Source organism: Neobacillus drentensis, assembly GCF_036965425.1.
GTDB classification, from domain to species: Bacteria; Bacillota; Bacilli; order Bacillales; family Cytobacillaceae; genus Neobacillus; species Neobacillus drentensis_F.
This window is the reverse complement of the sequence record NZ_JBALPP010000062.1, coordinates 1,321-10,230: the sequence shown is the minus strand read 5'-3', so window position 1 is coordinate 10,230 and position 8,910 is coordinate 1,321. Positions and strand designations below refer to the sequence as shown.

At 39.8% G+C, this 8,910-nt stretch carries 5 protein-coding genes; 2 read left to right on the top strand and 3 right to left on the bottom strand.

What is annotated here, in order from left to right; all coding sequences use genetic code 11:
- The first annotated feature begins 107 nt into the window (after positions 1-107).
- A complete protein-coding gene (locus V7161_RS16800; RefSeq protein WP_335714108.1) occupies positions 108-290 on the top strand; it encodes a hypothetical protein in 183 nt (60 codons plus the stop codon).
- A gap of 70 nt (positions 291-360) precedes the next feature.
- Here the strand turns inward: V7161_RS16800 and V7161_RS16795 are convergent, their stop codons facing one another.
- Positions 361-657: a hypothetical protein gene (locus V7161_RS16795; protein WP_335714107.1), complete on the bottom strand. Its 297-nt coding sequence runs from the start codon at positions 655-657 to the stop codon at positions 361-363.
- 253 nt (positions 658-910) lie between these two features.
- Here V7161_RS16795 and V7161_RS16790 point away from each other — a divergent pair, with 253 nt between their 5' ends.
- Positions 911-1,222: a HesB/YadR/YfhF family protein gene (locus tag V7161_RS16790; protein ID WP_335714106.1), complete on the top strand. Its 312-nt coding sequence runs from the start codon at positions 911-913 to the stop codon at positions 1,220-1,222.
- Positions 1,223-1,273: 51 nt separating this feature from the next.
- Here the strand turns inward: V7161_RS16790 and V7161_RS16785 are convergent, their stop codons facing one another.
- Both V7161_RS16785 and V7161_RS16780 read right to left on the bottom strand, forming a co-directional pair.
- The gene (locus V7161_RS16785; protein ID WP_335714105.1) at positions 1,274-1,813 is read right to left on the bottom strand and encodes a hypothetical protein; all 540 of its coding nucleotides are present in this window, start codon (positions 1,811-1,813) and stop codon (positions 1,274-1,276) included.
- Positions 1,814-1,982: 169 nt separating this feature from the next.
- The gene (locus V7161_RS16780; protein WP_335714104.1) at positions 1,983-8,780 is read right to left on the bottom strand and encodes an Ig-like domain-containing protein; all 6,798 of its coding nucleotides are present in this window, start codon (positions 8,778-8,780) and stop codon (positions 1,983-1,985) included.
- Positions 8,781-8,910: the final 130 nt, after the last annotated feature.

Here is an 8,910-nt window from a genome sequence, read left to right as displayed (position 1 = left end):
TGACGGGGTTAAGTCCAATGATTGGTCTTTTTTTTTGCTTTTGATTGTACATTTGTCCAATCATCAATGAGAGAAAATCATATGTTACTCGTAAGGGGGTGAAGAACATGAATTATGCAGCTGGTTTATATTTAGCGTGTATACTAGCAGGCTTTGCCTTAATAAAAATGCCAACTATCGGTTTTTTAGCAGCCCTTTATCCTTTTTTTCATATCGTTGGAGCCCTTGCCATTCTAATTTTTGCTTTTGCACTTATTTATTATGGATTAAAAGCACTTATTAAAAGTTAGTAAACGCTTTCGATTCTGGATTAAAAAAAGATCAGGTTGTCCGTAACCTGATCTTTTTTTATGAAATCCTTTATTTCGATTTAATCATAATAATTTCTTCTTCAGCTTTCGCTATTTTGACTAAATGAGAATCGAGCCGGCGATTAATATTTTGAATTTCGCTGCTCTTTGCCTCCTCAATTCGCTGAAGCGCTTCTTTAATATCAGATAGATCAATTTGGTTCACAGCCACTCTGTGTTCGATACTATCTACTTTTTCTAATCTTGTAAGTCGTTTTTCAATATTATCTAATGTTCCATTAAATTTATTAATTAAAGTTTTGATATCATTAATGTTCTCTGTCAAGTTTTCAAGTTCACGATCCATGGTATCATCTCCCCTTCTGGTTGTCATTATTTTATCATCGTTTGCACTATGATGAAGTTGTTAAAAACAACAACAATGTGAACACTTCGAAACAAAAACGTGAACATTTTTTTAATTTGTCCTAAATGGCAGAAGTCCGTGAATATTATCACAGGCAGAACACTAAAAAAATTATATTCTTTCAATATAGGGAAAAGATACTTCTTTCCTTTTTAAAGTGATTCTTAGAACGTGAAAAGGTTGGTGTAAAAATATGCTCATTTCAATTGATGAAAAGGCTGCCAGATGGTTCACTAAAGAGTTTGAATTTAATAAGCCATTTAGTATTCGAATGTTCCCAAGATACGCTGGATTTGGGCAACAGCATAAAGGCTATAGTCTTGCCTTCTCTGTGGAAACTCCTGAAGACATAGGTTTTACAAAAGAAATAAACGGTATTACTTTTTATATTGATGGAAACGATGTATGGTTTTTTGAAAATACGGAAACATATTTGTCAGTTAATGACCTAATAGATGAATTGCAGGTTGCCTTTAAGGAAGAAATCGCAACCGCCATTAATTAAAGGAGATAAAAAAAGCAAGCCAGATCAATCTGGCTTGCTTTTTTCACTTGTTTAGTTTACTTGTTTATCTAAGCTTGGAGCAAGCAATTTTGCCCCCTCAAATACTGCAGCAAGCTTCTGTTCACCTTGTGCAAAGGTTGCATCAGCTGCTTCAAATGCTGGCTTATCTTTTTTCAATTCATCAGCCTTCGCTTGGTAAGATGCAGCATAATCCTTAACAGCAGCCTCAAGATCCGCTTTCTGATCCTTTAATTCAGCAGGAATTTGCAGACTATTTAGGTCTGCCGCTACTGCTGCAGCAGATGCACTAGCAGCAGCTCTATCCTCAGCTGTAGGCAATTCCTCAGGTTTCGCATCCTCCTTTGAAGCCTTCGCAACGTAAGCATTTAAATCAACATCTTTTGCGTTAATACGCTTACCAAGATCCATATAAAATTTGACTAATTCTTTTTTTACATCAACTTTAGGAGCAGCTGCTTCTTGTGATTCTTTTGTGTCCTTCTTAGCTGTCTTCTCCTCGTTGCTGCTTGAGCAGGCTGCAAGACTAGCAGCCATTGTTAAAGCTGATAATACTAACAAAAACTTCTTCATATTGTTTTCCCCCTAATTTTTCTTTTTATAAGCCTTGCTTATTTTACAACATTTAATAAGACGAAAGATATAAAAAAAGGTTTCAAAGATAATAATTTTATTACCAATTACAGAAATCAGAACAAAACCTCCTCTCATTTTGAGAGGAGGTTTTGTTTATAGGTGCTGATTATTGAATCCAGACACCATCTTTCCCAATTTTATACTTACCAATCATGGTATTGACAGCCATATGTCCGTCATTGTATAAATAGTACCACTTGTTGCTCACTTTAATCCAGCCGGTTGCCATAGAACCGTCAGTATTTAAGTAATACCATTTTCCGCTTAATAGAACCCATGAACTTGCCTTCATGATTCCTTTTGCATCAACGTAATACCATTTTTTGCCTGAGAGAATCCATGAATTTGTTTTCATGACTCCTTTATTATCTACAAAGTACCATTTGCCGTTGGAAAGAATCCACTTATTAGTTGCCATTTTTCCATTTGCAGCAACATAATACCATTTACCGCCTGATGATACCCATGCATTTGAAAGCATTGAACCGTTTCCTGCAAAATAGTACCAAGTGTTGTCAATTTCTTTCCATCCAGTAACCATGGTATATTCTTCTTCGTCAAGGAAATATTTCTTTCCGGCAATTTCTAACCATCCAGTTACTAAGTCACCAGTTGCAGGATCAATATAAATCCAGACATTCTTATCGACTTCAATCCAACCGGTTTCAGCTTTAATTACTGTGGTTTCTACTTTTTCACTTACATTACCAGCAGCATAAGTAGCTGTCAGAACTAATACCGTACCTACTGCCTGTGCTGGGATTTCAATTTCAAAGTATCCATCCTCGTCAGCAATACCTGAACCGATCAACTTATCTTTTACTCTTACTTCAACTTTTGAACCTGCATCTGCATAACCAGCTACAAAAGTATCGAATTGTGTTACATCATAAATTAATTCTGGCACCGAAGGCGCAATTATGTTCATAACAATTACTTCAAACGCATTACTTTCATTCCCTGCAGCATCTACAGCTGTTACAAGGATTTTTGTACCTGCAGCCTGCTTCTCAATAGTAATTGAGTATTTTCCATCTGCATCTGCTACTGCTTTTCCGATTTCTTTGCCGCCGACTTTCGCAATTACAGTTGCGTTAACTTCGGCAGTTCCAGTGATGACAACATCGTTTTTCGAAACCGGATTGGCTATCGGTGTTTTTGGTGCTGTAGCATCGCTTACAGTTACAATCACTTCAGTACTTACGTTGCCTGCTGCATCGGCTGCAGTTACGACAATCTTTTTACTTGCTACTTGTTTTTCAATTGTTATAGTAAATTTGCCATCTGCATCGGCTGTTGCTTTACCGATTTCTTGGCCGTCTACCTTCGCAACGACTGTTGCTCCTGCTTCCGCTGTTCCTTTAATGACAGTATCTGCATCCGTAACACCATTTACTACTGGAGCCTCTGGTGCTGTAGCATCGCTTACAGTTACAATCACTTCAGTACTTACGTTGCCTGCTGCATCGGCTGCAGTTACGACAATCTTTTTACCTGCTACTTGTTTTTCAATTGTGATAGTAAATTTGCCTTCTGTATCGGCTGTTGCTTTACCGATTTCTTGTCCGTCTACCTTCGCAACAACTGTTGCTCCTGCTTCCGCTGTTCCTTTAATGACAGTATCATTCTCAGATACTGGTTGTACTACTGGTGCTTCTGGCGCCGTAGTATCTGGAGCAATGGTTCCAACTAATTCTTTTGTATCTCTTACACGAATACGTGTACCCTGTGCAAATGCACCTGATAAACCGACCGCTTCAAGCGTGTCACCTTTTGAAAGAACTGGTACTGGACCACTTTGGTTCACAATGTAACCGTCCGTAAAGACTAATACATCACCAGAACCATCATTGATGACATAAGAATTATCATCGAACTTAGATACAACAGTTCCTTTTACCTTCACAAGCAGACCTTGGTTCGCAGCGGATGTCGCTTCACCAGTAGCTACTTGTTTCGGCTGTACAGGATCTCCTGAGCTTAGTTTAATAACATCATTTGCAAATGTCGTAAACTCTAATTCTTTGTTATTTTCGAACGTCTTAATATGACCATATACACGTACCTTGTCGCCTAGTTTAAGAGAACCTTCTGGAACCTCTTGGAATGCCATAATACCGCCAGTTGCATCCTGCAGATAGAAAGCATCAAAGAAATTGCCTGCCCCAGTCGTAACTGTTCCTTCTACGACCACATCTGTACCATCAGCTAAAGAACGTACATCCTCAATCTTCGCAACCTTCGCTTCACGATGCGCTAACCAGTTGATGGCGTTAAAAGTGAACTCGTCGTTGCCTTTTGGTTCAAACGATTCATCCATTTGCTTATCATTGAAAATATTCATACCTGATACAATGACACGGCCTTGATCGCCAATTTCCTCTGATGCAATCATTGGAATCGCTGAACCGCCAGTTGTATCGGATACGGAATCGTAAGTGTATCCACCCTTGATATTGCCCTGGTAGGTTGTTTCATTACCTTTTGCCAGGATGGTAACCTTACCGCCGTCAGTCAACGGCTGATTATCCGCTCCTGATAAACTTGTACCACTGTAGTAATCGATAAACGATACACGGTCAGTGATATAGTTAGATACTAATCCGGGGTGTAATCTGACTGCATATGGGCTGACCTTTGGATCGCTCCAGAAGTTACCGGTTTTGCTGTCATCAAATACTCCATCGTTACCCATACGGATGGCAGAGCCGATATCCGTTAATAGTGCATTGTTGATGGTTGGGTCTACGCTGTTATTGCTCTTTCCAGCCATTAATAGGGAACCGCCGTTTTTCACGAACTTCGCTACAGCTGCTCTTTCATCATCTGTTAAAGCTGTTCTTGCGTGTGTTAAAACTAATACTTTCACACTGCTTAATACTTCATCAGTAATTGCCACTTTATTTTCAACTACTGTGTAGCCTTCTTTTTGAAGCATAAGTGTAAATGCTTTTAAATTGTCTTTATACGTACCACCGTCAGCACTCGTATTTTCGTTGCCGTGGTTTGCATCGATTAATACTTTAATGCCAAGCGGCTCTTTGATTTGAACTGGTACCGTAAAGGTTGTATCACCTAAGTCTAAGCCATCAAGCGATGTGACAACGGCAATGAGCTTATGGTCACCTTTAATTGGGCTTGCCCAAGTTGCTGTTGCAACAGCTGATCCTTTAGAAAGGATGGATGAAATTGTGTTTGTTCCAATGAGATTCTCTGGTTTTGCTTCATCATAATAGAAGTCTACCTTTAGATTTTTCACTGTTTCTGTACCATTATTTGCAACAGCAGCCTTTAATGTAGCAGGGTTTCCTCCGACAACTACGCCACCATCGACATCAATGCTGTTTACTTTAACGTCGACTGCCTCTTCTTTTGACCAGATTGGTGCAGAGTAAATGCGTTCGCCGTCCATTTGTGTAACCTTTACCACAAACCATTGCTGTCCGCCAGTTACAGTGTAAGATGGATTCCAAGTGAATTCTTTTTCCATCGGTGTAACGGAATCTACCACTTTTCCACCGTTTGTAATCAATTCCACTTTTTGAATTCTATCATCAGACTTATAAGATGTTGGAAGGTAGTTATAGTCGCTGTCATTATGCGCTTCCGCCACTAAGTCACTTCCAGTGATTTTGAAGCTTAATTTTTTGCTGTCTACGGTTGAACCCATGTAGTAGCCATTTGCAAGTACATCTAACGTAAAGTTTGGATCTTCTTCCATGTAGACGCGCATATTACGCATGGAGTGAAGAAGGGATGCTTGAGAAAGATCGTCCGCTACGATAACCGTACGAGCATTAACTTGGCCCCATGTTCCTTCATGGTTGTCTTCCCCATAAGTAGGAGCAACGTGCCAGCCTAAATCAAGAGCTGAGTAAAACTTGTTTTCAGCATTTGCATAACCATAGTGACCAGAACCATTACCAACTTCTAACATTGTAAATAGCTTATCCACATCTTTGTTATACGGTTTAAAGTTGTTAAATGCATTTGCAGACATATCCGGGTGGTTAAACTGACCGACGATATCGTCATATGTCATTACCCATGCATAGTATTGGTTTAAGTCTTGGTATTGCTTCCCATTAATGTTTCGGTCGATAAAATTATCGGATCCGAAGATATTGGAATGTCCCCATGTTGTTGAAGTCATTTCAAATGCTGGGAATACGACATAATCACTAGTTGTGTATTGCTTTGCAAGATCTTTAGTTAATTGCCATTGAGAACCGCCAGTACGCTCCGGCATTCCATTACGTACTACTGTATCTGATCCCAATTTTTCAGGGTCGATATCATGTGAGTGGTCAGAGAAAGCGAACCAATCGTAATGATGGGCCTTACCAGCTTTCAAGGCATCTTCTGGTGTACCAGCACCATCGTGTGAAATATTTGTGTGGTTGTGTGTTGTACCACGGTAATGGTTACCGCCAGTAAAACGTGGAACCACTTCAAATGTCCATTCTTTTTCAGCAACGTTGCCTTTGCCATCTTTTGCAGAAACCTTTACAGTGTGAGTTCCAAGTGCAAGATCAGTTTCAGGCACATATTTCACTTGTGTTTTGCTGATTGTTGCAGCAGGGGCAGTAAGCTCCTTGCCATCAAGCCATAACTGAACCGTTGTTTCGTCCACACCACTTGGGTCTTCAAGTAAAGCGGAAATTTCGGGTGTTGGACTTTCTACTTTATCTCCAGACTGTGGAGTTTCACCTGTAATTGATGGTCCAGTCTTATCCTCCACCAATACTACCGCATATGGTGAAGCACTTGTTCCAGCTGATTGGACTTGAGTGCCTGCCTTAGCTTCAATGTAATACTCGAATCCATTTTGTGGTACATTGGCAGCTGCTAATGTTGCAGTATAACGTCCGTCGCCGCCATTTACCATTGGTAATGCAGTATATTCAGTAGAATCTTTTGCTCTGTAGTATATAGATACAGATTCTGCACCATCGGCATTTGCTTCGAATTCAACGTTTGTCTCTTTGTATACTTGTGTTAATGCTGTGTGGGTAATGCCTAAAATTGGAGATATATCCTTTACATTGCGTGGATATACTTGATAGCCATTTGTTGCTGAAGCATTCGTTGTATATTGGCCTAAAACACCAGTAACAACATAGCTTTTTCCAACTACAAGGTCAGTGTCAGGTTTAATACCTGTTGCACCCATTACCCTTAACGTAGTTGCTTTAGCGTTTTCATCAACAAATGTTACGTTATAGTTCGCACCTGATGCAGCAACTGCAGAAACCTTTCCAGTTACAGTTACAAGACTGCCTTCAACCGGCTCAGCCACTGCGTACGTATTCAAATCTAAAATGGTAAGGGTTTTAGGTGTTGGAATTGGATTACCTTCACTGATTTTCTCAATAGAAGTAGGTTCGAATTCCGTTAAACCGTTATAAACGAGAACTTTTCCGGTGATACGTAATTTATCGCCTTTTAGAACCTTGTATCCGATATCAAGAGATGAACTGAAAATGTTGATCCCAGCTGTATCATCTTGAAGATAGAAGTTTTGTTTTTGCGTTCCAAGAATTTGGTTATCTACTGTGGCTACACCTTCAACCGTGTAGAACTTATTCAGGTTTACCGGCTGCCCTTTCGAATCAGAAGCACGAACGTCCGCAAGTTTCGAAAGAGCCGTTGTATCGGCTTTTGTCACTGATACTGGAACACTTTCTAACTTGATGCCCGTTGCAGAACTTGTAATTTGCGTTACATAAACGGTATTAGGAGCATTGTTGATTGTTACCGAGAAATCTCCTGATGTACCTGCTTTGATTTCTTGTGTATTTAATCGTTCTGCTTTTGTTGCTGTGTCATTTGGATAAACATTGATGATGCCATTTGCAGCAGCAGCACCAGCGCCGCCAATTAATGTTCCAACACCATCGGCTACAACATAACTTAATTTTGCTTGTGTAACAGATGCACTTGCTGCAGCTAGATCAATTTTTATAGCCGCACTTTCAGACAGACCCGTCTGGGTAGCTGCTACATATACCGATGTTAGTGTTGTTGAAAAACTAATATCAAACGAACCATCAGCATTGGCTGTTCCAGTGGCAAGAGCTGTGCCTTTGGATGCGGTTTCATAGATCTTAATAGTAGAATTTGCTTCAGCCGCTTCTACTAAACCTGTTACTTTTGCTGAAGTGCCATCTTGTAAAAATTGAATATTCGTTCCTTTTGGCTGCAAGCTTAGTACAGGTACCATTGGAGCTTCAGTTGGACTCTGAGAGTTCCTTGGAGTTGGGGTAACTGTAACAAAATCAGTTGCATTATCATCTGAATCCCAAGCATTTCCAAGACCTGGTGCAGGTGCAGTATTTGCATAAGGGACACGTACAGCACTTAAAGTAGCAGATGGTGTTTTTGTAGGTCCAGTTCCTTCATAACCTACTGATCCAGTTCCATAACCTACAAAATCAACGACTTCAGTTGGATATTGGCCAGTAACAGTTGTTGTTTTATTAACCAACACTACTTTACCTGAACCTGCTCCCATTGTAAAAGGACCTGTAGCATCAGGTGTTGGTAAAGGTTTATCCTTTACTGTAGTCCCTGCAGCTTCTTGAATCAGATAATAACCATGAGATTTAATAGTTCCGGACAAAGTATTTACGGCCCATGTAGTTCCAGTTCCGCTTGCCCATTGAACTGACCATCCATCAAGAGAAACATCACTATCAGTTGGATTGTATAATTCAATAAAGTCATTTGTGTAAACAGCACTACCATTACCTCCACCGCCATAAACCTGGGAGATTACAACATGATCAGCTTGCTCGGCATGAGCCCTGCCAATTAAACTGCTTGGCAAAAATGTGCTTATCAGTAGCAGTGCTGTCATAAATGTACTCGTCCAGCGCTTAAACTTCCGATTGCTTGCTATCATTCACATACCACCTTTTGTCTATAAATTTCGAAAATACAAAATAGAAAACGTTTTCATAGGTCTTCTATCCTGCATCTAGTTCCTCTATTATTCTACAAAATTTTCAAACTGAAAGATATATATTTTTTGT